Source organism: Sporofaciens sp. SGI.106 (assembly GCF_050314255.1).
GTDB lineage: Bacteria > Bacillota > Clostridia > Lachnospirales > Lachnospiraceae > Claveliimonas.
On sequence record NZ_JBNPMZ010000057.1, the window covers coordinates 1 to 1,001 of the forward strand.

At 43.7% G+C, this 1,001-nt stretch carries 1 protein-coding gene; it reads right to left on the minus strand.

The genetic code is table 11. The annotated features are described in order from the left end of the window. The coding region (locus ACQRCC_RS15545) for an IS110 family transposase (protein WP_427851654.1) at positions 1–870 on the minus strand (870 nt) is incomplete at its 3' end. Between the last annotated feature and the right edge of the window lie 131 nt (positions 871–1,001).

Consider the following 1,001-nt stretch of genomic DNA (forward strand, 5'->3'; position numbering starts at 1 on the left):
TTTATCAATATATGGGATCTCCTTTAGTTTTTCTTCTATACTCTGGAGCAGTTCCTCCAGCCTTGACGCATATACATCCATGTCACTCAGCAGATTTTTTAATTCCATTCTCGCTGCTTCCGGCGCTTCCTTGCTCCCAATGCTATGCTCTGCTGCTGATACCAGGGTCTTTGCCCTCTTCATTCCAGCGCCTCTCAGCTTCGCATCTCTCCAGATCTGGTTCACACCTTCTGCCCCGAGTTTTATAATATCCTCTGGCAACGGGGCTACCTTCAACACCATTCTGCCACTGACTGCTTTTAGATCTCTGTATACGTCTTTATATTCCGGAAAGTAGATGGAAAACCATCTTGCAATCCGGTTCTTGATCCTTGTGAGCTCTTCCTGCGTCTGAAAACGCAGGTTAGAAAGGCTCCTGATCTCTGCGTAAATACCGGTCGGTATATATGGATACGAAAACCGTCCCTCGTTGACCAGTGCCGCAATTGTTTTGGGATCTTTACGGTCATTCTTGTTTGGATTGTTGTCATCCAGTTCCTTCGATTTCTTAACATGATGGGGATTCACATGTACTGGCTTCATTCCGCTGTCCTGCAGGAATTTCCCTAACGCAAACCAGTAATGCCCGGTCGGCTCCATTCCGGGAACCACAGCAGTTTTGCCATGTCTTTCTGCGATATCTTCCATCCATGCTTTCAATGTCAGAAATCCGGCTTCTGTGTTACTGAACTCCAGCGGCTTTTTGCTATATTCATAATTCCTCCAGTCAAAAGCCCTGGCGTAATGCGTTTCACTTCCAACATCAATGCCAACAATTAAAGTTTTTTCAGTAATGGATGCTATTTTTGCGTTCTGTGTGTTATAATTCATTTCAGATACCTCTCTGTTCAATAAGATTTTTACTAACCGGCAAAGTCAGTAATCTTATTTTACTCTGAGGTATTTTTTTCTCAACCTTCTTTCTCGGAATTCCCTATACTTGAATTATACAGGAAGCTCCT